This is a genomic window from Sporosalibacterium faouarense, assembly GCF_016765695.1.
In the GTDB taxonomy this organism is placed as follows: domain Bacteria; phylum Bacillota; class Clostridia; order Tissierellales; family VENL01; genus Sporosalibacterium; species Sporosalibacterium faouarense.
Map to the genome: position 1 here is coordinate 101,411 of NZ_JAETGO010000048.1, position 23,068 is coordinate 124,478.

Here is a 23,068-nt window from a genome sequence, read left to right on the forward strand (position 1 = left end):
ATTGCCTATTTGTTGTAATATATATTTGCATTCATATAATATATCTCATTATTATAAGAAATTATATTCCCTCCACCCAAAATGACCAAAAAAAGCCCTAAGTAGAATCACTACTTAGAGCATCTAAATATTCTATATACTTATGTATAACATGCTTTTTGAGCTCAATTGATTCACTTAACTTAGTTTACATAATATTTAGTTTTGGATACACTTTCCCTATTACTTCCAAAACCATGAATAATATTGCAAACTATATGCAAGTGTTTTAAAGTATCTGCATTAGCTAACAAGCCCATACTTACATATCCTTTCTAAAAAAATAATAGTGATATCATTAGTGATACCACTATCATTCTATAATACTTTTATTATTTAGACAATAAAAAATAATCAAGTAAACTCGTTCTGCTAAAGCAAAACATCGGGGCTTCAGATGGAGACTCTACTCCACCTGAAGAAAAGACTCCCACTTATAAAAGTGGGAGTCTTTTCAAAAAATAAATCTAAACCTCTTTTAAATGCTACTAATACATACTTAATTTTATTATATTTATTTTCTATTTTTTCCATTGTAGTTTTTAAGTTTTTCTTCTAATTCTTTCGTTAGCATTTCTAAATTATTAGCTATTCCTTGCATATCCTCTATTGCATTCATTTGACTATCTGTAGCAGCAGCAACTTCTTCACTTGAAGCTGCTGTTTCTTGAGAAACAGCAGAGATATTCTCAATTGATGTTAAAACTTGATTTTTATCACTTTGCATACTATATATAGCTTGATTAATATCATCAATCTTTCCACTAATTGAATTAGTAGCTATTGATATATTATTGAAAGCATTTTCAGATTCATTAATTGCATTATTTAATTCTTTAGAAGTATTTTTTAAATACTCCATTGATTCGATTGTTTGATTCGATTCAACTTGAATTGTTTCAACAAGCTTATTTATTTCCAAAGTTGAAGTTTTACTTTGATCTGCAAGCTCTTTAATTTCTTGAGCTACTACAGCAAAGCCTTTTCCATCTTCTCCAGCTCTAGCTGCCTCAATAGCTGCATTTAGAGCTAGTAAATTTGTTTGTTCTGCAATCTTTTCAATTGTTTCTAAAAGTACACCTATATTCTTAGTAGAATCAGTAAGATTGTTAATATCTTCATATATATCACTAATGGCACTATAAGTACCTTCCGATTTTTCACTAAGCTTATTTATTGACCCGATACCTTCATAATTTAGGTCATTAATTTTTTGAGTATCACCCATTACTTCACTATACTTTTCTGTTATGTAATCAATCTGCTCAGAAAGATGCTCAACCAATTTTACTCCTTGTTGAGTATCAGCTGCTTGTTCTGTTGCCCCTTTTGAAATGTCATTCATTGCACTGGATATCTGTTCTGTTGAAAGACGAGTCTCATTAGATTTAGTATTTAAAAGATGTGATAGATTTACAATTGAATCTAGCATTTGGAAAAAATCTTGAATTAACTGACCCATCTCATTCATAACCTTGCCTACAGAAGATGATATCCCACTAATAACACCATAGCTTTTATGCTCGAGGATTTCAGTGAATCCTTTTTCCTTAATAGATTCCATATCATTGTGAAATCGTTCTGTTATTTTTTTTATAGAAAACCGTAAGAAAAGACCGAGTATAATTGAATTAATTAACCCTACCCCTGCAAACAATGGTAACATATACCACGTATCAGTAATAAACCAAATTAAACCACCTAATATTGAACTAATTATCACAGGAACAATAAAAACAATTAGTAGCAAATTTAATGCTTTCTTCTTTTTTTTCATCATTCATCACTCTTCCTTCCAACGTAATAGATTGTAATAGATCTTTATCGTTATTCTAATTTTACTCAAAGAGAACTTTCAAAGTCAATAACGAATTAATCATCTCTTCCTTTTCTTCTGCTAAAATTACTTGTATTGAAGTTCCAAATAACGTTCCTAGCATCATTCTAGATAGTGCTTTAGATGAACTACACCTAAATTTTTCTTTATCAGAAAACTCTCTTATAATATATTTCTCAATTGAATTAGCCATATCATTAAAAAGTTCATTCTGAAGCTTTTGTAAAGTTGGTGACCAAAGAGACATACTAGTTAAGTCAAAGAAAGTCTTAAATAACTCGGGTGTATCCCTTAACATGTTTTGAAAGTATTCTATTAAAATATAAATCCTTTCCTTTGCCGACTCACCTTCTTTTAGTTTATTTTCAATTTCCTTCAAATAATCCTTAGATAAATCCTTTATTATCGCTATAAAAAGTCCTTCTTTATTCTTATAATAGTAATTCAATTGACTTAGAACAACTCCAGCTTCATCAGCAATATTTCTCATAGACACATTTGCATAGCCCTCTGAAGCTACGCATTTAAAAGCTGCATTAAGTATTCTTTGGGCTTGACTCATATTTTTTATTTCATTAGTCAAAGTCATCCCTCCAATATAATTCGTACGTTTGTCTTAATTGAATAGTATCACTCTGATTATCTATTGTCAATAAGCTCATTAATATACTTCATTATCTAAATAATAAAGTACTAATTTAACTACTTCTTTTATTCTATCTTTATCTACTGTCTTTATAGTATCTCCTGGAGTATGGTATCCACTATCCCTATCTAAATGAATTAATAATACTGCTTCTACTCCTTTATAGTTAAATGGAGCATGATCACTTGCTTGAGAAGTAGATTTAGCTACATCTAATCCTAAAGACTTACCATATCTATATAGTGCATCTCTTAATTTGCTTTCCTTATTTGTTACATTAGCTATTTCTAAAGGTATGATTCTTTTAGAGCCAACCATATCTAAATTAATAACTGTTGTCCTTTCTAATGGATAAATGGGATAATCTGTATAATACCTAGAACCGCACAAGCCTTCTTCCTCACCATTAAAGGCAATAAAAACTACTGTCTTCTTAGGCTTAATATGATTTTCCGTCATTACTCTTGCGATTTCCATTATAGATGCTGTTCCTGAAGCATTATCTAGGGCACCAGAGTTATAGGTTCCATTTTTATTATCACCTACGTGGTCTAAATGTGCTGTTAATATTATATACTCATCTTTAAGCTCTGGATCAGAACCTGGTATAACTCCTATAACATTAGATGACTCTACTTCACCACTAAAATAGTCTACACTTATTCTTACTTTGCTTTTATTTTTACTATAACTACTTATTTCAGCAAATGTTTCAGAATTACACTGAACAAATATTATTTTATTATTCTCTCCTGTATTTTGAGGATGAGGTGCCACTCTAAAAGAATATACATTTTCTGAAGAACTAGCATTTATTTCAGTACCAATAATTACTGCCTTTACTCCCAATTCAGGCGATGACATTTTATTGTAAAATTCATTATTCCCGATTTGATTTATTACATTCGTATCAACTAAAGCAATTTTCCCTTTTAATTCATTGTTTTCTTTGTTTATTTTAGATGCATCTTTAATAACATATATTTCACCTTCTTCATTTCCATTAATTTCACATGGATTTCTAAATGTATAAGGCGAAAAATCTTTTAGGTATACAAATTGTCTTACTACATTACCATCTTTATTTTTTATTTCTAACTTAGGTGTACTATTTGCTATCCTCACTCCATGGACAAACCTTTGAGTATAATTATCCATTTTTTCTGGTGATTGCAATCCAATCTGTTTAAAATAATCCACAATATATTCCACAGCTTGCTCATTACCCGATGTACCTGCAAGTCGTCCTGTATATTTTTCCGATGACAATTCTTCAATTATATACATTATGTTATCTGCATTAATTGAATCTTCTTCTATATTGTTAAACCTAATTTCTTGATTAATCGGTTCATCATTATTATTTTTGTAGTTAAGTATATGATCTTCAATTTGTGATTGGCTATTAACATTTTGTTCAACATCCCTAGAGCTCAATGTATTACATCCAGTTATTATTAAAATTGATGAAGTAAATATCATAATTAACCTTAAAATTCTTTTCAAATACATATTCATTACACCCTCCTAGATTACTAGTAACTATCGATAATATTGCTAATATGGCCATTATATAATTTTTAAGGCTTCAAAATATTGTTATTAGCATTTATTTATAATTATGCTAATATATTCTTCATAGAAACTAATTTATTGATTTGATAAAACCCCTATGGTAAGATGAATTTGTAATCATTATAAGGAGGCTTTACTTATGAAGAAAGGATTAACAATTGCAGGATCAGATAGTAGTGGTGGTGCAGGTATACAGGCAGATTTAAAAACCTTTTCTGCCCATTGTGTTTTTGGGATGAGTGTAATAACTGCTGTTACTGCTCAAAACACTCAAGGCGTATTTGCAGTACAGGATATTTCCACTGATATAATAGAAAAACAAATTGATGCAATATTTACTGATATTGAAGTAGATTGTCTAAAGATTGGAATGGTTTCCCAGACAAGTACGATTAAAATAATAGCTAAGAAATTAAAGGAGTATCAACCTAAAAATATTGTTCTTGACCCAGTAATGATTTCAAAAAGTGGGTATGACTTGCTTAAACCAGAAGCTAAGGATGCTTTAATTAGTGAACTTCTTCCATTAGTCACTGTTGTTACGCCAAATATACCAGAAGCAGAAGATATTACAGGTATGTCAATAAAAGATCTTAAAGATATGGAGAAAGCTGCTTTATCAATATATAAAATGGGACCGAAAAATGTTCTAATAAAGGGTGGTCATATGGAGGGTGATGCAACAGATATTCTCTTTAATGGAAAAGACTATATATACTATAAAGAAATGAGAATTGAAACAAAGAATACCCACGGTACTGGATGCACCTTGTCTTCTGCAATTGCATCTAACTTAGCAAATGATTATACTATAGATGAAGCTATATCTAGAGCAAAAGAATATATAACTATTGCTATTAAAAATTCTTTGTCAATCGGCAAAGGTGTAGGACCGACTAATCATTTTTATTCTTTGTACAAAAATTCTGGTATGATATAGCCTATATACCTAAAATACTAATATTACAAAGATTTCATCACAGATAAAATTTGAATCTGTAAATCATTGATTTGCTATATTTTTAATTTTATGATTGTTTTTATTATATTTTTTTATAAATGTTAATAGATTTATTTAGGAGTGATAGAATGGAAAATAATTTAAATGATATTAAAGATATTGATTACTCTCTTTATTTGGTTACCGATAGAAAAGTATTAGGTAACAGAGATTTATGTAAGAGTATTAAAGAAGCTATCCAAGGGGGAGTTAGTCTTGTACAACTTAGAGAAAAGGACCTTGGTACCAATGAATTTTACAAATTAGCAAAGAAAATAAAAAAGATTACAGATGAGCATGATGTTCCTTTAATAATCAATGACAGAATAGATATAGCTCTAGCTGTTGACGCAGACGGAGTTCATGTTGGCCCAGATGATCTTCCAATAAGTGTGGCTAGAAATATTCTTGGTCCTAATAAAATAGTTGGTGCATCTACATGCAATATCGAAGAAGCTCTAGAAGCTCAGAAACAAGGAGCCACATATCTGGGGGTGGGTGCAATCTTTCCAACGGCTACTAAAAGTAATACTGATGATGTAAGTATAGAAGACCTTGCATGTATTAAGAAAGCTGTTAACATTCCAATTGTTGGAATAGGAGGAATTAATGAAAAGAATGCTTCTAAAGTAATGACTGCAAAAGTTGAAGGTATTGCAGTGGTTTCCGCTATTTTAGGTAAATCAGATATTAAAAATGCTGCAAATCAATTATATGAAATTATTAGAAGCTCAAATCGATAAACCAGTTAACTGTTTAAAACTTTTTACATTACCTTTTAAAATTTCAATGTTATAATATCAGAGTTTAAACATATCAATGTTAAAAAGCCCATATGGATTATCCATACGGGCCCTTCTATTTAGATTTTGAATTCACCTATTGTTATATAATCATTTTGACTGCTATCTACTATAATATGCTTGTTCCATACACCTTTAAACCCTATATTGTTAATCATTTTTTCAAAATAATACATCATGATTCCTGCATCCACCAAAGTTTCTTTACTATATGGTTTTAATAATGTTAATATAACTCTATCTTTTTTCAAGATGAATCTCCATGGTTGCCTATTCAAGCTTGATGGAGCATATCTGACATAATAAAATAATTTATCAAGTCCCACTTTCTCTAAGTCTTCAATTTTAATCTTATTATCCCATTTATCTAAATATACAATATCTTCTATAGCGAGTCTGCTACTAGTAGATATTGGCTCTAAATGCTTATTTTCATTAGAATATCCTAGAGATATTGCAAAATTTAGTGTACCATTAAATTCTGCCCTAAAATAATCTTTAATATCGTCTGATACATTGTTCAAGTCAATCCAACAACTTCCTAATCCAAGCTCTGATGCTTTGGTTATTATATCTTCAACATGATACCCTATGTCTACGACTTTATCATTATTTTCACTATTAATCATTATACCTAAATAATGTGGAGATTTAATCATGACTCCAGCATATCCGCCTTTACCTTTAAGCTTCCCATAAAATTCTTTTCCATCTTCAATTAATACTAATTTCACATCTGGTCCGATCTTTTCATTGATTTTAATTGTATAATTTTCCAATGCAATTAAAGCGTTTCTTTCTACTTGCTTTTCTTTATACTCTCTTATAGATTTTCGTTGCTCTAAAAACTTACTAAATAACATGATGTTACCTCCTTAGTTTCACTTTCAATATAATATTTCAGAATTTAAATATCTAATAAAAAATGATTCCTATATTCTTTTTATACCCCAAAATAAACAAATTAATAAAAAAAATAGCTTATTAATAAGCTATTTTTTATATAATCCCCACTTTAATATATCTAAGTACTTCTCAAATTCTTTCATTATTTTATCATAATCTTTCACTATATCCTTCTCTCTGCCTTTATATATCTTTACATACTTATTACTCATACCTTCTCTTATGAAAAATATCATTTCAATAGCTTTATTAAAATCAATATCTTCTTTGAATTTGCTTTTATCATAATCCTGCATATAAAAACCTTTAACCATATTACTAAAGTCTTTATATCTTTCCATAAAATCTATGTTTATTTCTTTAGGTTTGTCTATAAAGGCTCTAGTCATAAAATCCAACAAAGCTGGAGAAGTTTCAGAAACAATTTTTAACTTGACCATACTTAAATACATTATTCTTTCAAAAATATCCTTTGGTAGTTCTTCCTTAATATATTCTTTAGTTATCTCCTCATAATATTCCATTACATAATCTAGTAAATAGATAAATAGCTTCTTTTTACTGCCAAAGTAATGAAATAATATTCCCTTAGAAATTTCTGCTTTTTCTACAATTCTATTGGTAGACGCCTTCTGATATCCATACTCAGCAAATTCTTCAATACAAATATTTATTATTTTACTTTTTTTATCCTCTGGTAGCTTCTCAAAGCTTTCAAACAAATCAATTCTTCCTCTCTATTAAACTGTAATATCTTTCTTAGAATAAAACACATAGGTGAGTACTATGCACACTAAATTAATTATAACAGTAAGGGCTATATATTTCATCTGTATTGCATCATTTGAGATGATATCCTTAGCCTCAAAATATTTGAAAGGACTTAGATATTTTAAAAACTCTAGTTTGTCTGATAGCTCAGCTAATATTCCCATAAAATATGTTACTAAAACTATACCTAAAGCAATAGGAGTGACTTTTTTGCCTTTTGTGATAAATACTGAAACTAGAAACCCAATTGCTGCAAAAACTAAATGTAGTAATAATGGTGCTATACTTATTAGAATGAACGTCTTCATATTAAAATCATCTTCTTTGAAAATTTGAAAACTGATAAATAACACTATAGTGGCAATTATATTTAAAATTATGATATTAGTAATATAGCTTAAAAGCTTATTGGTAACTATTTCTTTACGAGTAATTGGTTTAGATAATAAAAATTCTATAGTCTTATCACTTTCTTCCTTAGAAAGAATGCCCGAAGCAAGCATTACCGCATAAATACTTCCTAACAGAGTTATCATTAAGTATCCTTCTATTGCATAATATCCAAAAATGTTTCCCATCGATAAACTGCCCACCCCAAAAGCAGCTGTAAATCCCTTTGGCATGCTTTCTAACATTCTTTCATAGGTTTCTGTTTCTGCTGAAATAGTGGGATAAAAAGCCATTACCATTACTACTAAGGTAACTATTATTGCAGTCCATATCATTAAACTTTTTTTATTTTTATTAATTTCTCTCAAATACAAGTTCATATTAGTTTACCTCCTCTGTATAATAGTGCATAAATATTTCTTCTAGTGAAGGCTCTTCAATTGTTACATCATGAACCTTATTTTCTAATAAGCTTTTGAGAAGGTCTTCAGTTTTTCCATTATATAAGAATTTAACATTTCTTTTACTAATCTCTTTATTTATAACTCCTTTTATATTAAAATCCATATCTTTATTTCCATTTAATTCTATTTTTACATTCTTAAATCTATTATTCCTTAAATCCTCAATATTTTCTACCTTAAGTATTTTACCTTCTTTAATAATAGCTACCTTATCACACATTTTTTGAACTTCACCTAATATATGGGATGAGAAAAATATCGTTGCCCCTTTTTCATTTTCTTCTCTAAGGATTTCAAAAAATCTATTTTGCATTAATGGATCTAAGCCTCCAGTTGGTTCGTCTAGAATTAATAGTTTAGGACTATGAAGTAATGCTTGAATTATAGAAACCTTCTTCTTATTACCATAAGATAAATCATCAATATATCTATTTAGGTCTAACTCCAATTTGCCTGATAAATCTTTAATTCTTTTTTTATAATCACCTTTATAAAAGCTAGCAGAATAGTCTAAAAGCTCCTTAACCTTCATATCATCATAGTAGTTTACTTCTGAAGGTAAATAACCTATATTTTTTCTGATTTCCTTTGAATCTTTTATACAGTCCATTCCGAATACTTTTGCTTCACCACTTGTTGGATATATAAAATTAAGGATAGTTCTAATTGTTGTAGATTTTCCAGCACCATTTGGTCCAATAAACCCAAATATTTCGCCTTCTTTAACTTGTAAATTTACATCTACAATTCCCCTTGCTTTGCCATAGTATTTAGAAAGACTCTTAGTTTCTAAAATATTCATTCTACTACCTCCTTTGACCACCTGGTCAGTGTTTAATATTATAATACCACCTATTGACCATGTAGTCAATATTATTTCACAAAAAAACACCCTATAAAGGGTGCTAACTTATATACTGCAAAATATGTGAATTAATAATTATTGAAGATGAACTTCCTAAGATAATACCTACAACCACATCAGATGGATAGTGAACAGCTAGATATATTCTAGAAATACCTACCATAAGAGCTAATAATAAAACTGGTATCATCATATGAGATATATTAAGGTAAAGCATCGTAGCTATAGTAAAACTCGCTGCTGTATGTCCTGAAGGAAATGAGTAGTCCTTCATCTCAATCCCAAAAGTATTTATATTATTAAGCATATTATATGGTCTTTCTCTACCAACTGCTTTTTTCAATATCTGTACAAGCACTGTAGTCGCAGTTAACGCTATTAATACTTTCAACCCAACAAGCCTAGTATAATCATCACCGAAAATAATCATAGCCAAAGTAAGTCCACTAGTAAATATTACTCCACCAAGCTTGGTCATAAAAAGCATTAAATTATCACAGAAGCTACATTTAATAAAAGAATTTAAAAAATAAAATACTTTTCTATCGCTAATACTAAAAACCCTTGTTAGTGTTCTCACATTTACCACCCTTTTCATTTCATTTAAAACCACTTATACTATTATAATACTTATACACTTTTAAGTTTTGTTAATTTAAGGGTTATTTTTATGTAAAATTTTAGTATAGTTCCTAAAAACTTCATCTCTCATATATGTCTATTTTACTTAATTATACGACATATTCTATCATAAGTAAACCAAAAAACAAGTAGTACTAGTTCCTTTAAAGGAACTAGTACTACTATACTATCATTATTAAGATCTTATACTTCAATTTATCAATTTTTTATCCCTTAAAATAGCTACTATAGATATTGAAGCCATCAAATACGTTATCCCTTGTATAAAAAAAATTATATCATTGCCTATATATTGATAAATACCACTACCCAAAATAGGACCTATGATGCCTCCTAATCCTGTAGCTAAACAATACAAACTATAGTTTTTACCTCTTTTCTCATTTCCAGTTATTTCAGTTACTAAAGCGATTTGTGCTGGAAACCGTAGCATACCTGCTAAAGAAAAAGCCGTATAAATTAACATAAATACATAATAATTCTTCACTATTGGAATAAAAATAACAAATAAGCCTTGTAGCAACATTCCTAAAATCAAAACTTTTTTTCTCCCAAAATTATCTGAAATATTTCCAAATTTTTTGGGCAGGAAAGTAGAAGCTATGGCAATTGGGATAAATAAAAAGCTTATTAATGATAACTCTTCTGTTATATGTTCACTAAGATATATTAAAAATATAGGTGTTATCATGCTTCCAACTAAAGCCAATATTCCCATAACTAGTAGAAATTTTATAAACCTACTATCTCTAGGCTTTATCACTGTAACTTCTTTCATTTTTTTATCTTTAACTAATGTTTCTTCTACTTTCAATAATCCATATAACAATCCAACTATAGAAAAGATCATATATATACCAAAAATATATTTAAATGGATTCTCAATATTATAATTCCCAAATATTATTGTAAATCCAATTAATGACCCAATGAATTCCCCTCTACTTGATAATTGGTCTATATGACCGAGATTTCTACTGTTATTATCATTATTGCTAACATCTGATACCATAGTATATACACTTATCCACAGAAACGATGATGCTATGCTTTGAACCACGCGTGCGACCAGTAAATATTTATAACTATCTCCTAACATAAATAAAGCCATTACTACTACATATGCAAACAACCCGCCTATTAATCCTTTCTTTCTACCTACTTTATCAATCCACGCTCCTACCAAGGGTCTGGCTAGTATACTAAATAATGCAAAGCTGGAATATAAAATTCCTATGTCGATAGGACTTGCGCCGATATCTCTTGCATAAATAGGAAGAATAAAACCAATAAAAGATATTGGAAAAGAAATAAAAAACAAAGATTTACCTAAGTCTTGTAATTTTTTCATCAGAGTGCCTCCATTCTAAATGTTATTGAGGAAGTCAAATCTCTAAGCTAAGAAAATACAATCTAATATAGATCGTTAGTATGCAATTTCTTTCTATAATTTTCCTCTATTAAGAACTATTTTATATCTCTATGAATTATAGTACATCTAACTAAAGTAACTATTTCGGTCATATATTATATGCTTTAGATAAAAAAACTAGCTGAGAGATTTGATTAAACCTCTTAGCTAGTTTTACTCATGATAAAAGTTATAATTAAGAGTGAATTACTTTAGTCACTATAGTTATTTATATATAATGCAAGTTGCGTTCTATTCTCTAATTCTAGCTTGCTTAGTATCCTTGTCAAATGATTCTTTACTGTTCCTTCTGTTATAAATAGGTCTTCACTAATTTCTTTATTCCCCTTACCTTTAGCTACAAGCCTAGCTATCTCTTCTTCTCTTTGAGTAAGCTCTTCATATCTTCCTGATATCATTTCTTCTTTAGATCTATATAAATTAGTTTCATTATTATTAATATCAGTTGTTTCACTAGAGTTATCTTTAAATACCCTTACCACTTTGGTAGCTACTTCTGGTTGTAAAAGTACATTTCCATCATATACTGTTTTTATTCCTCTGACAATATCCTCTGATTTAGCATCCTTTAACATATAACCATCTGCACCATTTTTTAGACCTTCAAATATATACTCATCCTCATTAAATGTAGTAAGTATAATTATTTTTATACTAGGAAACTTTTCTTTAATTTTTTTAGTAGCTTCAACACCATCCATCACAGGCATTCTTATATCCATAAGTATAATATCAGGTTCTATATCTTTAAGCTTTTGAAAGGCATCTTCTCCATTGATAGCTTCTGAAAGGATATCAAGCTCTTCATGTAAGCTTAGCATCATTCTTAATCCTTCTCTAATAAGATTTTGATCATCAACTAACATCACTTTTATTGGCTTCATCTGATTTCCCTCCCTCTCTAAGAGGAATAAAAATAGCTATACTGAACCCTTTATCTTTACTAGAATTCAATTTTACATTTCCTCCTACAATAGAAATTCTATTATTTATTCCATCCAATCCATTACCATATATAATCTCCTCACAACCGACACCATTGTCATTAATCTCTAGACTTACATAATGTTCTTTAATACAACATATTATATCTATCATAGTTGAGTTGCTATGCTTAATACTATTAGTCAAGGCTTCCTTTATTGTAATATAAATTACATTTTTTAAATCAGGAGATATTTTCTCTAATTCAGTTCCTAAATCATAGTTTATTTTCAAAGCTTCATTAATGGTCAAATCATTTTTAAGCTCTTCCAATGAATCCAGAAAACCTAACTTACTTTTTTCTTCTTTTAGGGCAAATACTGCTTTTCGTAGATCTTTCATGCTACTTCTAGCTATTTCTTGAGTCTTAATTATTAACTTCCTAGATTTAGTATCATCTTCATTAGTAATTTTCTCTAAAAAATCCAGATGCATAATTAAAGCTGTTAATGAGTGTCCTAAAGAATCATGTATCTCTTGAGCTACCCTATTTCTTTCCTTTGAAATAGTTAATTCTTCAATCTTATTTGAATATTCCTGAAGTTTCTGATATGACTCATTAAGCTTAGTATTTAACTTCTGTATTCTATTTTTTTCTCTTACTTGTAGCTTTAAGTATAAAATAAATATAATTACACTAGCTATTAAAAAAACAAACATTAGAATATCTAAAATGTTTTCAATCCAAAAGCTTTTTAAAAAAATCTGAGATAGTTCAACTCCATCAAAAAGATGTGAAAAAATCATTGTTATTATATTAAACGATAAAAGTGCTCTACCTAGACCATCATTATAGAACATAATTATTTCATATGTAAGCATAAAAGGATAAATATCAGAATATCCTCTAGCAAAGTATCCTAATATTCCACCTGCTATTATTGAAAGAAGCAATGAAATGGTTACTAACCTTTTTTTTCTTATAATACCATTATGCCTAATATAGTCATTGACTAATATTATTGCGAAAATACTCACATAAATAATTAATGATTTAGTATCTTCTTTATATCGAGTATAAATACCTATTACTATTGCCACCATAACAATATTTCTTAGTATGTAATTAAATCTATTTAGTTTCCCCATTTCATATCCCCTTTACAAATGATTCCAGATATCATTTAAATTATATCAAAAAAATTAAGAGACTGAAAAATCATTTTTAAATTTATCAGTCTCTTAAAATCTTGTTATATTAAAGAATTTATTTATTTGTAAATGAACTTCACTTGAATATCTATATAATCTACTCAGATTTAACTAGCTTTACTCCAGTACTGAAAAACAAGAGGCCCATACCTAGCAATACTAATGTTGGTATTATAACACCATTAATTCCCTTTCCATACATGGCGATGGATTCAATTCCTTCTATTGCCCATTTCTGAGGAGTAATATTAGATAGTGCAAGAATGATTTTATTTTCAACAATATCTAAAGGCCACATACATCCTCCTAACATAGAAGTACTTGTCAATATTACTGGAGTTAATGCAGCTAATTGTGAATGTGTCTTGACTAAGCCTGATAAAAACAAACCCATAGATGTTATAGTAAATACAAATGCTATTAGCACTATTATTACTCCCAGTAGGTTAGAACCTAGATTTAACCCAAATAAATATTTACCCGCAATAAATAATATACCTACTTGAACAAATCCAACTAAGAATGAGACAATTAAGTTCCCTCCAAGTATGGCATTTTTGGAAATTGGAGAAACTAAAATTCTATTCCAGGTATTATATTTTTTTTCATTTAATATTTCACCAATGGCAAATACAATAGTGTACATGGAGAAGAATAATGCAAACCCTATTATACTATGGGTTAAATTATCATATCCTGTTCCGTTACCTTCTACCAATCTAGTGGAACTTATCTCTATTGGCTTTTTATACTTCCAGGTTTCTACTGCCTTATTATAAGCCTCATTGAAGATTTTATTATGATCAATATTTTTTTCTTGATTGATAAAGTCTGCAGTAATACTTGCAATCCGTATATTTCCAACCATTTTACTAGTTATAGACGAAATAATATTTTCTAAAGTCATAGTGTCTATATTTTCTTTTGTTTTTATAATTCCTAGTACAGGTTTCTGATTGTTTTCTATATTTTCTTGAAGCCCCTTATTAATAACTAATGCAGCTGCTGCCTTGTCATCCTGAACCTTCTTTACTGCATCATCATATTCCGAAATACTATATTTAAATGCATTATTATCTTGAAGTTCACTAAAAACCTTTTTCGAATAGTCACTATTGTCTTCATCAACAACAAGGATGGTAGGCGTGTAATCTTGATTTTGTGTTGCTCCAAAAATAAAAGTAAAGATTAAGCTCATTAAAGTCATAACTAGAAACACATAATACTCAACTTTTAATCTTTGAAGTCTTAGCATTATTATACTTAACATATTTCCACCTCTCTTCCCCGTTTAATATGAAAACTGCTATTAATGTAAAGCCCACTGCCATAGCTAAAAGTACTATTAAGTAAATCAGAATATCATTCATTCCACTTCCTAACATTACTTTTTGGTATAGCTTTAAAGTCAATCCATTAGGTACAAAGTTGCTTAATGGTTTAATAAAACTAGGTAACACATCGACTGGCATAAATGAACCACCAAAAATTGCAAATATAAAAATGAATCCTTGGAATACATCGGCCATCTTATAGTTTCCAATTCTATAAGATACAGCTGCAAGCACTGTTCCTAAACCAGACATCGTAAATCCTGCACAAAGGGTTATTAATACAACTAAACTTGGATTACCCCATTCTACCCCTAGAACAACAGCTGAATAAGCGATCATTATGCCAATCTGTAACAGTGCAAAGACTAAAATTGTACAAAATTTTCCTATTACTATCTTTGACTTCTGTGTTCCAGCTATAGCCATTCTCTGATATGTCAGATTATCCTTTTCTTCCAGAAGAAGCTTTGCTCCTTCTCCTGCTACAAATAATATAAACATTGAAGTTATGGCTATAGTATAGTATTGAAATCCTGATAAAGGCTCATTTTTATTTACATTGACTTCCTTTAAAGCTATACTTGATGAGTCTAATATATCACTCATACTTTCCATTATCATATCCATTTTATTAAGGGCCTCAAGTTGAAAGCCATTTTCCATCATCGTTTCTATAAAAACGTTTTTGCCAATAACCATTGTGGAAACTTTATCAGTAAAGCCCTTGAAAATACCTTCTACTATTTGATTATCTATATATCCTTCAGGATGTTCCAAAATTTGAATACTCACTTCATTCCTAAAGGGCGTAGCAAAATTAGTATACATATCAAAGGCAAAGTTTTCTGGAAATATAACTATAGCTGAAATCTCATCATTACTCAATAAATCTTTGGCTGAATCTAAATTAGTTACTCTATATTCAATAATTTCCTTGATTTCTTCGTTTTTAAGAAATTCATTGAAAATTATTTCTTCCATACTAAAATCCTTTAAATTTTCACTAATATCTTTAATATTTTCTTGGTCTATCCCTTGAAAAACCGTGTTATTTTTCAAACTTTCAACAAACATTTCAGCTTCCTCAACTTCATTGTATTCCTTAACTATAGCTATTTGTATTTTGTCAGTATTATCCTGACCTCCAAATACATTTCCAAGGGCTGAACCTAAAATAGTTATAAGAATTATAGGCATTATTATCATTATACCAATAGTCTTCTTATCCCTAAGCAAAACCCTTAAATCCTTAATTATTATATCTATTACTCTCATCAAAACACCCCCCTAATCTCTTAATGCTCTACCGGTTAGATGTAAAAATACAGCCTCAAGATTAGGTTTTTTAATATCTATTGATAGAATACTATTTTCTGTTTCAGATGATTTTGCAATTAAGTCTTTGAATATATCTTCACCATTTTGAGTAGTAAGGATTATTTCATCATCATGAACATCTACGTTTTCAATATAATCAATTGAATTAATTCTATCTATTAAATTATCTGATATTTTATCAAACCTCAAATTAATCTTTTTCTTGCCTTTAACGATTTCTAACAGTTCTTCTTGAGTTCCAGAGGCTATTATATTCCCTTTATCCATTATACTAACTCTAGTGCAAAGATACTCTACTTCTTCCATATAATGGCTAGTGTAGATTATTGTCATGCCTTTTTTATTTAACTCAAGAACTGTATCTAATATATGATTTCTTGATTGAGGGTCTATACCAACTGTGGGCTCATCCATTATTAATATTTCTGGATTATGAAGTAGAGCAGCACCAATATTTATTCTCCTTTTCATACCTCCAGAATATTTTTCAATCTTATCTTTTAATCTATCTTTAATACCGATTATTTCAGAAACTTCTTCAATTCTATTAGATAATTCCTTGCCTCTTAATCCATAGGCATGCCCCCAAAACTTAAGATTTTCATATCCAGAAAGTGTAGGATATAATGCTATTTCTTGAGGAACAACTCCAAGCTTTTGTTGTATTGCACTTGGGTTATCAATTATACTAACATTCTTATACTTTATGTCTCCTTCATTCGGTTTGAACAATGTTGAAATCATCGATATCGTTGTAGATTTACCTGCTCCATTAGGCCCCAATAAACCAAATACTTCTCCTCTTTCAACTTTAAAACTTATTCCATCTACAGCTTTAACCTCTTTAAAATACTTTTTAAGATTATTAACCTCTAATAGTGCCATCTCACTTACCCCCTTTTTCATCTTTAAATATATCTTCAAACATAAATGGTATGCCTTGATTTATTTCACCTTGTTGCAGTGTGTTATCTTCTGTTAAACTTGGAAAATTAAAGCTTTGTTCTTCTTCAATATCCCACACATTCGTTATCATATTTATCTCTTGTGATTTGATTTCACCAATTTCTGCATCGGGGTATTCTATTTCCATTGTCATATTTGATTGTACAATGCATCCATCTATATCTATATAAACTTGATATTTGAAATCCGTTATATTACTACTACTAATACTTTCTCTAATTTTATTAACAATTTCGTCCAAGGAGATAGATTTTTCTTCATAATTTACGAACTTTTCCATCATTCTTGTTAGATTATTATCATCTAACAAGTCATTTATTGTATTATTTACCAATTTTTTTATTTGTTTATCAGTTAAAGAAATAGAAAATAGTGTTGCTTTTACTTCACCTTCTTCTGTACTTAATAATGACTTTTCGCCAGATACAACATCTTCTTCATTTAAAATTCCTATCCAATTATCTTTTATTTTCTGTATAGTATCCTGTGATATTATTTGTTCATTTGCTTCGTCATCTTCTTTTTTTAATAGTCCTTGTAGATTCATATACTTACCAATTATAGGCATCTTCATGAAAACTTCATCATTATTCATATAAAAATCAGTATCAAATCCCATTCCACCGAAGTTAGAATAATTATGGGCAATTACTTTCTTTTTATCTGAATTAAATTGAGATCTGGATTCTAGTACCATTTTTTTGAAATAATTAATATCTTTAATCTCTTCAGGAGTTAATCCATCTATGTTAAATTCTTGATTAACAGTTATTTCATAAGATGATTGCCCCCTCATTATCTCATTGGTTTTGTTAACTGCATTCTTGTATGTCGCCATATCTTCTTCACCACAAGCAACCAAAGAAAGTGCCGTGACTAACACCATCAAGAACATCAATATTCTTTTCATTCTAAATTCCTCCCTCTTTAAATTTGATTTTAAAAACAATTACTTGTTTAAGGAACTTGTATATTAAAAATTTAATCTGTTAATATGCAGTTTCCTATATTTTTTATTTCTTTATACTTATATTTTATATCCGACTAACAATTATTACATGTAACATATATCACTAATTTTAAATATTTATATGACTTTTTGCATTATATTAATATGATGATTATAATATAATTAATTTAGAGTTAATAAAAAAGAACAACCAAATTACGGCTGTTCTTTACTAGCTATCCTTTAATTGCTTTTAACTTACTATTTCGTACATACAACGTTAAATCAGTGCTAACCATTAAAAAGTTAAGAATATATAGATAAATTACAGGGTCATAGCTATAAATTAGCTTGTGAAGAATCCCTGCTATATATCCCAATAATAACACAATTAAAAAAACTGGACTCTTTCCTTCTACTGACCTGGATTTGAAGGACTTATGAATGGAAAAAGGCCATGCTGCACCAAAGCATAAAAGCATTGCAACCTCAAATATACTCATGATTTCCCTCCTAGCAATTTCATCAACTAGTTAATATACTTTTATCTATAAAAGCCTCATCTAACAAAAATATAATCACGAGTTTTATTATAACATAAAGAATATATAAGTTATATTTATTTATCCTAATTACAGAGATTGTTTTTAACAGAAAATATAGCTAGTTGAGTCCTATCCCTAAGGTCTAACTTATTTAAAATATTAGTAATATGATTTTTTATAGTACCTTCACTTAAAAATAACTCCTTTGCTATCTCTTTATTATTCCTTCCTTCTCCTAGAAGCTTACATATATCCGTCTCCCTTTCAGTGAGTAATTCCACCTTTTCATCAATACTGTGACCATTATTTCCCTGTGCCATTTTAGAAAATCTATCAATAACCTTTGTGGCAACATCTGGCTGAATTAATGCTCCTCCACTATATACGGTTCTTATTGCTTCGGCGATTTTATCTGGTGAAGAATCCTTCAATAAATATCCCGATGCTCCATACCTTAAAGCATCATATATAAATTCATCATCATTGAATGTTGTTAATACAATGATTTTTATGTTAGGAAATTCGTTTCTTATTTTTTTCGTTGCTTCAACTCCATTCATCTTAGGCATCTTTATATCCATCAAGACTACATCAGGCAAATTCCATTTGCAGATATTATAAGCTTCTTCTCCATCAGAGGCTAAGCCACATATTTCTAGATCATCTTCATTACCCAATATCATCTTCAAGCCTTCCTTTAAAATCCTCTGATCATCAACTATAGCAATCTTAATCATTATTTTCCCTCCTTACTGGAATATATCCACTAATAGTAAAATTTCCATTTGAATATATTTCAATATTGCCATTCAGTGAGGCAACTCTTTCCCTCATTCCTTTTAATCCAAAACCTTCATGTATATCATTACACCCCAAACCATTATCACTTATGGTAAAGTTTATTTTGTCATTATTATAATATAATTCAATAATAATTTCAGTTGATTTTCCATGTCTAATAGAGTTAGTAAGAGCTTCTTGTATTGTTCTGTAAATCACAAGATTTACATTTGGATTGGTATGAAAAACCACGCCTTTTATTTGCAAGTCAATTTTAGCTCCCGTTTTCTTAGAGAATTCATCCGCTAATTCCTTAATAGATTCTATACCATTTGTAATTTCCTTTTCTGGAGTTAATGTTTCAACAACTTCTCTAATCCTTATTAATCCTTCTCTTGCAGATTTTTTCGCTTCTTTAAGTAGCTCTTTTGACTTGCCTACATTATTATCTAAAAGATGATCTGCCATTTCTATCTCCATAATAATTCCCGTCATACTATGACCTAAAGTATCATGTATATCTCTTGCAATTCTATTCCTCTCTTCAATAATCGTAAGCTTCTCAATTTCATTAGAATACTCCTTCAATCTTTTATGGGTATCTAAAAGTTCTTTATATAATAAGTCTTTTTTATTCTTTTCTTCCCTATGATACTGAGCAAAGGCTGTTATTATTAAAACAAATGTACTAATTAAAGTGAAAAAAGCCATTTGAGACATATTAACTAAGTTAGGTATATAATACACTAACATAATATATTTTAATAAAGACACTATTACTGCACTTATTCCAATGATTAAACTACTTTTTCTATTTAAGTTAAATGATATTTCTAACAGTAAAACTATGTAAAAAGAATGAAAAAAATAGTTTATTTGGAAACGAGAATAATGCTCTAATAAGTAAATTAGTCCTATATCAAATATATACATATACTGAAAAAAGAGCCTTTTGTCTTTGAACATTCTTCTAATAACACCTAATAATAAATATATAATAAAAATTATTACTAAAGTATATAATCTTTCACCCTTTGCATTTTCAAATGCTATAGCTCCATAAAATAACAAACTTAATATAATGATTTTAATCACATTAAATATTTTATTTTTTTCACTAATTGATCCAAAATCTATAAAGCTTATTTTATTATCCATTTTTAGACCTCGTTTCTTATTTACAGTATTAAACCTTCTAAAATTCAAATTTAAACTTATCAAAAACCTAAGTTGAGGGAATTGCATATTCACAAATAAAGTATACTTTTGTAAGATTTAATCTGAATTACGACTTATTCAGTCACTTTTTCTTTAATTGTAATATTAAAGTGTTTGAATGCTAGAGTCACAATGTTATAATCTTGCATAAAGTTTTATTATACAATTTTTATATTGAACTCTTACACTTCCACTCCATTAGCTTTATTCTATATTATACTACTAATTCCTCTTATAATAAAAAATAGCTTAGAACTGAATTCTTACCAGTCCAAGCTATCTAACATCTATTTATATATTTGATAAAATTATTAAGCTTTATTATTAACCCCTATTATATCTTAACCTTTATAATAAGCTATTAATTTCTCTAGCTATTTTACTTTTATCTTTATATCTTTTTCTATTATTGCTGGATAATCGTATATTTCTAATATAATTGGATTTTTATATTCGCATCCTTTTTCTATTTCAAAATACATTTTATTATTATATTCTTCATCTGATATTGAGGTTCCTTCTCCTGGTGAACGGTATTCATTCCCCTCAATATCAGTAAAGCTACTATTAAACACACCATAATGCTTAATGATACCTTCAAAACCATATCTATACTTTGTTTTCAATCCAAATACTAATGTCATATTACTTCCATCATCATATTCCTCGACCCTCTCAAGTATAATATTATCATCTGGAGGGTTAATCATTTGATGCTTATCAAGGTCTATTTTAACATGAACTTTATCTTTATCTAATGCTCTAATCCCATCAGTAATAATATAAATTTCACTAGGATTACTAAAGTAATTACTTTGAAGATATAATCTTGTGGTATTTTCATCTATTTCTGAAGCAGTAATACCATTTGTTATCGTTGACCATTCCTCATTTTCATCAACTATTCTAAGATTTTCAAATCCAAAAATCTCTTTAGTATTATCTTTATCATATTCAATATCTAAAGCAATCCTTGTTGGATGTTGAATCAACTGCTTTACAATAATTTTTTGACCACCGATTTCAATTTTTTGATTAACTGAGTATACTTCCTTTAAACCATTAAATTTTTCTTTATTAATAGGTATCCTTACTTTCCACTCAGAATCTAACATATTTTTCTCTCTTCTTTCTTTAGCTGCTTCTCTAGAAGATTCTCCAACCTCTAGATCATTTACAGGATTAGAATCAGGATCTCTTCTCTCCTCAAGCATGTTGACCTTCATTGTAATGGTATCAGGAAGCTCTTCATATAAGCTTACGTCTATCTTACCTTTTAGCTCCTTTTCCTCATTCATATTTTTATTTATAAAGTTACTGTATCCATATGATGCCTTTATATCATTAGCCTCTTCGTCTAGGAAATCTATATTGGTTAGATTTACATATTTGTGGTCTCCCTTATTCTTTATACTAAAGAATACTATCATTCTTGACTCATCTACAATTATATCTTCAACAGTAAATACTAAACCCTCATGTTCATCAGAAACTCCAACATGCTGAAAAAATTCTTTCTCAACTGCCAACTTTAATCCCTTGTCATAATTTATTAATTTGACAATATACTCTACCCCAGGGATACTACTCATAATAGATGCAAAGGTAGGCGAAATTCTTATTGATATCAAACAGATTACCAGTAATAATCCAGCAGCATATCCTACTACTTTTTTTATTGTTTTTTTTCTTTTATAGTTCTTTCCTCTATCCATACCCTTGCTAATGTAATCTTCAATATTATCAGGTATTTCAGTATCATTATAGCTACTTTTCATTTCCCTTAATTTATCTTCTTCATTATACATTTCAAAATTCACCATCCTCTCCTAGATATTTTCTTAGACTTGCTAGTCCCCTACTCAATCTAGTTTTAATAGTTCCTTCAGGACATTTCATAATATCAGCTATCTCACTAATAGTTAAATCTTCAAAATACTTTAAAACAATAACATCCTTGTACTTTGGCTTAAGCTTATCCACGGCTGATTCTACAGTAAGTTTTTCAACTCTATCACTGTCTGTGATACCCTCTGAGGATCTATTTAAAGTCAATGTTTTCCTTTGTCTTTTTTGCTCATCCACACAATAATTAATAAGTATTCTAATAATCCATGTCTTAAAATATTTTGGTTTCTTAAGTTTACTAATATTTTTATATGCTCTAAATGTCATCTCTTGAATTGCCTCTAATGAGTCCTCTTTATTCTTAAGATATGAAAATGCTATTCTATATAATTGCTCTTTATTGTCATGAATAATGCTATAAAAGGCTTCATCATCCCCCTTTATTGCCTTTTTAACTATTGCTTCACATGCCATTCTAATCCTCCTTCCAGCAAAAAATTATGTCAAGTTAGTTTTTCTTTCACTTATTAGACCTATGACCTATCTAAACTGTTTCATTTTTTTGCTAATTCAAAAAATATCAT

22 protein-coding genes are annotated in these 23,068 nt (G+C 29.0%); 2 read left to right on the top strand and 20 right to left on the bottom strand.

What is annotated here, in order from left to right; translation table 11 throughout:
* Window positions 1-553: 553 nt before the first annotated feature.
* The 3 genes from JMO20_RS10285 to JMO20_RS10295 all read right to left on the bottom strand — a co-directional run bounded on the left by JMO20_RS10285 (window position 554) and on the right by JMO20_RS10295 (window position 4,040).
* Complete coding sequence (locus JMO20_RS10285; protein WP_202709576.1) at window positions 554-1,816, bottom strand: methyl-accepting chemotaxis protein; 1,263 nt, start codon at window positions 1,814-1,816, stop codon at window positions 554-556.
* A gap of 61 nt (window positions 1,817-1,877) precedes the next feature.
* Window positions 1,878-2,459 carry a TetR/AcrR family transcriptional regulator gene (locus JMO20_RS10290; RefSeq protein WP_202709577.1) on the bottom strand — a complete coding sequence of 194 codons (582 nt, stop codon included), beginning with the start codon at window positions 2,457-2,459 and terminating at the stop codon, window positions 1,878-1,880.
* 78 nt (window positions 2,460-2,537) lie between these two features.
* Window positions 2,538-4,040 carry a M28 family metallopeptidase gene (locus JMO20_RS10295; RefSeq protein WP_202709578.1) on the bottom strand — a complete coding sequence of 501 codons (1,503 nt, stop codon included), beginning with the start codon at window positions 4,038-4,040 and terminating at the stop codon, window positions 2,538-2,540.
* Window positions 4,041-4,236: 196 nt separating this feature from the next.
* On the opposite strand from JMO20_RS10295, the gene thiD reads away from it, so the two are divergent.
* Both thiD and thiE read left to right on the top strand, forming a co-directional pair.
* A complete protein-coding gene (thiD, locus tag JMO20_RS10300; RefSeq protein WP_202709579.1) occupies window positions 4,237-5,037 on the top strand; it encodes a bifunctional hydroxymethylpyrimidine kinase/phosphomethylpyrimidine kinase in 801 nt (266 codons plus the stop codon).
* Between the two features lie 149 nt (window positions 5,038-5,186).
* Complete coding sequence (gene thiE, locus JMO20_RS10305; protein ID WP_207753484.1) at window positions 5,187-5,840, top strand: thiamine phosphate synthase; 654 nt, start codon at window positions 5,187-5,189, stop codon at window positions 5,838-5,840.
* Between the two features lie 119 nt (window positions 5,841-5,959).
* Here thiE and JMO20_RS10310 read toward each other — a convergent pair whose 3' ends face one another.
* From JMO20_RS10310 to JMO20_RS10390, 17 genes are all read right to left on the bottom strand, one after another.
* Window positions 5,960-6,763 carry a nitroreductase family protein gene (locus tag JMO20_RS10310; protein ID WP_202709580.1) on the bottom strand — a complete coding sequence of 268 codons (804 nt, stop codon included), beginning with the start codon at window positions 6,761-6,763 and terminating at the stop codon, window positions 5,960-5,962.
* Window positions 6,764-6,892: 129 nt separating this feature from the next.
* Window positions 6,893-7,528: a TetR/AcrR family transcriptional regulator gene (locus JMO20_RS10315; RefSeq protein WP_202709581.1), complete on the bottom strand. Its 636-nt coding sequence runs from the start codon at window positions 7,526-7,528 to the stop codon at window positions 6,893-6,895.
* An 18-nt stretch (window positions 7,529-7,546) separates the two neighbouring features.
* Window positions 7,547-8,347, bottom strand: coding sequence for an ABC transporter permease subunit (locus JMO20_RS10320; RefSeq protein ID WP_202709582.1), 801 nt, complete (start codon window positions 8,345-8,347; stop codon window positions 7,547-7,549).
* 1 nt (window position 8,348) lies between these two features.
* Complete coding sequence (locus tag JMO20_RS10325; protein WP_202709583.1) at window positions 8,349-9,233, bottom strand: ABC transporter ATP-binding protein; 885 nt, start codon at window positions 9,231-9,233, stop codon at window positions 8,349-8,351.
* 103 nt (window positions 9,234-9,336) lie between these two features.
* The gene (locus JMO20_RS10330) at window positions 9,337-9,876 is read right to left on the bottom strand and encodes a phosphatase PAP2 family protein (RefSeq protein WP_341534020.1); all 540 of its coding nucleotides are present in this window, start codon (window positions 9,874-9,876) and stop codon (window positions 9,337-9,339) included.
* A 252-nt stretch (window positions 9,877-10,128) separates the two neighbouring features.
* Window positions 10,129-11,289, bottom strand: a complete 1,161-nt coding sequence (locus JMO20_RS10335) for an MFS transporter (protein ID WP_202709584.1) — start codon at window positions 11,287-11,289, stop codon at window positions 10,129-10,131.
* A 272-nt stretch (window positions 11,290-11,561) separates the two neighbouring features.
* The gene (locus JMO20_RS10340) at window positions 11,562-12,254 is read right to left on the bottom strand and encodes a response regulator transcription factor (RefSeq protein WP_202709585.1); all 693 of its coding nucleotides are present in this window, start codon (window positions 12,252-12,254) and stop codon (window positions 11,562-11,564) included.
* Window positions 12,226-13,443: a sensor histidine kinase gene (locus tag JMO20_RS10345; protein WP_202709586.1), complete on the bottom strand. Its 1,218-nt coding sequence runs from the start codon at window positions 13,441-13,443 to the stop codon at window positions 12,226-12,228. Before JMO20_RS10345 ends, JMO20_RS10340 begins: the two co-directional genes overlap by 29 nt.
* Before the next feature lie 160 nt (window positions 13,444-13,603).
* Window positions 13,604-14,776: an ABC transporter permease gene (locus JMO20_RS10350; RefSeq protein WP_202709587.1), complete on the bottom strand. Its 1,173-nt coding sequence runs from the start codon at window positions 14,774-14,776 to the stop codon at window positions 13,604-13,606.
* Window positions 14,733-16,115, bottom strand: a complete 1,383-nt coding sequence (locus JMO20_RS10355) for an ABC transporter permease (RefSeq protein WP_202709588.1) — start codon at window positions 16,113-16,115, stop codon at window positions 14,733-14,735. Before JMO20_RS10355 ends, JMO20_RS10350 begins: the two co-directional genes overlap by 44 nt.
* 12 nt (window positions 16,116-16,127) lie before the next feature.
* Window positions 16,128-17,063 (bottom strand): ABC transporter ATP-binding protein, encoded by a 936-nt coding sequence (locus tag JMO20_RS10360; RefSeq protein ID WP_202709589.1) that lies wholly within the window; start codon window positions 17,061-17,063, stop codon window positions 16,128-16,130.
* A 1-nt stretch (window position 17,064) separates the two neighbouring features.
* Complete coding sequence (locus tag JMO20_RS10365; RefSeq protein WP_202709590.1) at window positions 17,065-18,054, bottom strand: LptM family lipoprotein; 990 nt, start codon at window positions 18,052-18,054, stop codon at window positions 17,065-17,067.
* A gap of 275 nt (window positions 18,055-18,329) precedes the next feature.
* A complete protein-coding gene (locus JMO20_RS10370) occupies window positions 18,330-18,596 on the bottom strand; it encodes a hypothetical protein (protein ID WP_202709591.1) in 267 nt (88 codons plus the stop codon).
* Window positions 18,597-18,721: 125 nt separating this feature from the next.
* On the bottom strand, window positions 18,722-19,375 hold the full coding sequence (locus tag JMO20_RS10375) for a response regulator transcription factor (protein WP_202709592.1): 654 nt from the start codon (window positions 19,373-19,375) through the stop codon (window positions 18,722-18,724).
* On the bottom strand, window positions 19,368-20,576 hold the full coding sequence (locus JMO20_RS10380) for a sensor histidine kinase (RefSeq protein ID WP_202709593.1): 1,209 nt from the start codon (window positions 20,574-20,576) through the stop codon (window positions 19,368-19,370). The genes JMO20_RS10375 and JMO20_RS10380 overlap by 8 nt, the downstream gene beginning before the upstream one ends.
* Window positions 20,577-21,010: 434 nt before the next feature.
* On the bottom strand, window positions 21,011-22,456 hold the full coding sequence (locus JMO20_RS10385) for a DUF4179 domain-containing protein (RefSeq protein WP_202709594.1): 1,446 nt from the start codon (window positions 22,454-22,456) through the stop codon (window positions 21,011-21,013).
* Window positions 22,446-22,958: a sigma-70 family RNA polymerase sigma factor gene (locus JMO20_RS10390; RefSeq protein WP_202709595.1), complete on the bottom strand. Its 513-nt coding sequence runs from the start codon at window positions 22,956-22,958 to the stop codon at window positions 22,446-22,448. Before JMO20_RS10390 ends, JMO20_RS10385 begins: the two co-directional genes overlap by 11 nt.
* Window positions 22,959-23,068: the final 110 nt, after the last annotated feature.

Excerpts from the sequence above, each read along its gene's own strand:
- JMO20_RS10285 (WP_202709576.1), bottom strand. The coding sequence starts at position 1,816 with ATGAAAAAAAAGAAGAAAGCATTAAATTTGCTACTAATTGTTTTTATT.
- JMO20_RS10295 (WP_202709578.1), bottom strand. The coding sequence starts at position 4,040 with ATGAATATGTATTTGAAAAGAATTTTAAGGTTAATTATGATATTTACT.
- thiD (WP_202709579.1), top strand. The coding sequence starts at position 4,237 with ATGAAGAAAGGATTAACAATTGCAGGATCAGATAGTAGTGGTGGTGCA.
- thiE (WP_207753484.1), top strand. The coding sequence starts at position 5,187 with ATGGAAAATAATTTAAATGATATTAAAGATATTGATTACTCTCTTTAT.
- JMO20_RS10310 (WP_202709580.1), bottom strand. The coding sequence starts at position 6,763 with ATGTTATTTAGTAAGTTTTTAGAGCAACGAAAATCTATAAGAGAGTAT.
- JMO20_RS10320 (WP_202709582.1), bottom strand. The coding sequence starts at position 8,347 with ATGAACTTGTATTTGAGAGAAATTAATAAAAATAAAAAAAGTTTAATG.
- JMO20_RS10325 (WP_202709583.1), bottom strand. The coding sequence starts at position 9,233 with ATGAATATTTTAGAAACTAAGAGTCTTTCTAAATACTATGGCAAAGCA.
- JMO20_RS10335 (WP_202709584.1), bottom strand. The coding sequence starts at position 11,289 with ATGAAAAAATTACAAGACTTAGGTAAATCTTTGTTTTTTATTTCTTTT.
- JMO20_RS10340 (WP_202709585.1), bottom strand. The coding sequence starts at position 12,254 with ATGAAGCCAATAAAAGTGATGTTAGTTGATGATCAAAATCTTATTAGA.
- JMO20_RS10345 (WP_202709586.1), bottom strand. The coding sequence starts at position 13,443 with ATGGGGAAACTAAATAGATTTAATTACATACTAAGAAATATTGTTATG.
- JMO20_RS10350 (WP_202709587.1), bottom strand. The coding sequence starts at position 14,776 with ATGTTAAGTATAATAATGCTAAGACTTCAAAGATTAAAAGTTGAGTAT.
- JMO20_RS10355 (WP_202709588.1), bottom strand. The coding sequence starts at position 16,115 with ATGAGAGTAATAGATATAATAATTAAGGATTTAAGGGTTTTGCTTAGG.
- JMO20_RS10360 (WP_202709589.1), bottom strand. The coding sequence starts at position 17,063 with ATGGCACTATTAGAGGTTAATAATCTTAAAAAGTATTTTAAAGAGGTT.
- JMO20_RS10365 (WP_202709590.1), bottom strand. The coding sequence starts at position 18,054 with ATGAAAAGAATATTGATGTTCTTGATGGTGTTAGTCACGGCACTTTCT.
- JMO20_RS10370 (WP_202709591.1), bottom strand. The coding sequence starts at position 18,596 with ATGAGTATATTTGAGGTTGCAATGCTTTTATGCTTTGGTGCAGCATGG.
- JMO20_RS10375 (WP_202709592.1), bottom strand. The coding sequence starts at position 19,375 with ATGATTAAGATTGCTATAGTTGATGATCAGAGGATTTTAAAGGAAGGC.
- JMO20_RS10380 (WP_202709593.1), bottom strand. The coding sequence starts at position 20,576 with ATGGATAATAAAATAAGCTTTATAGATTTTGGATCAATTAGTGAAAAA.
- JMO20_RS10390 (WP_202709595.1), bottom strand. The coding sequence starts at position 22,958 with ATGGCATGTGAAGCAATAGTTAAAAAGGCAATAAAGGGGGATGATGAA.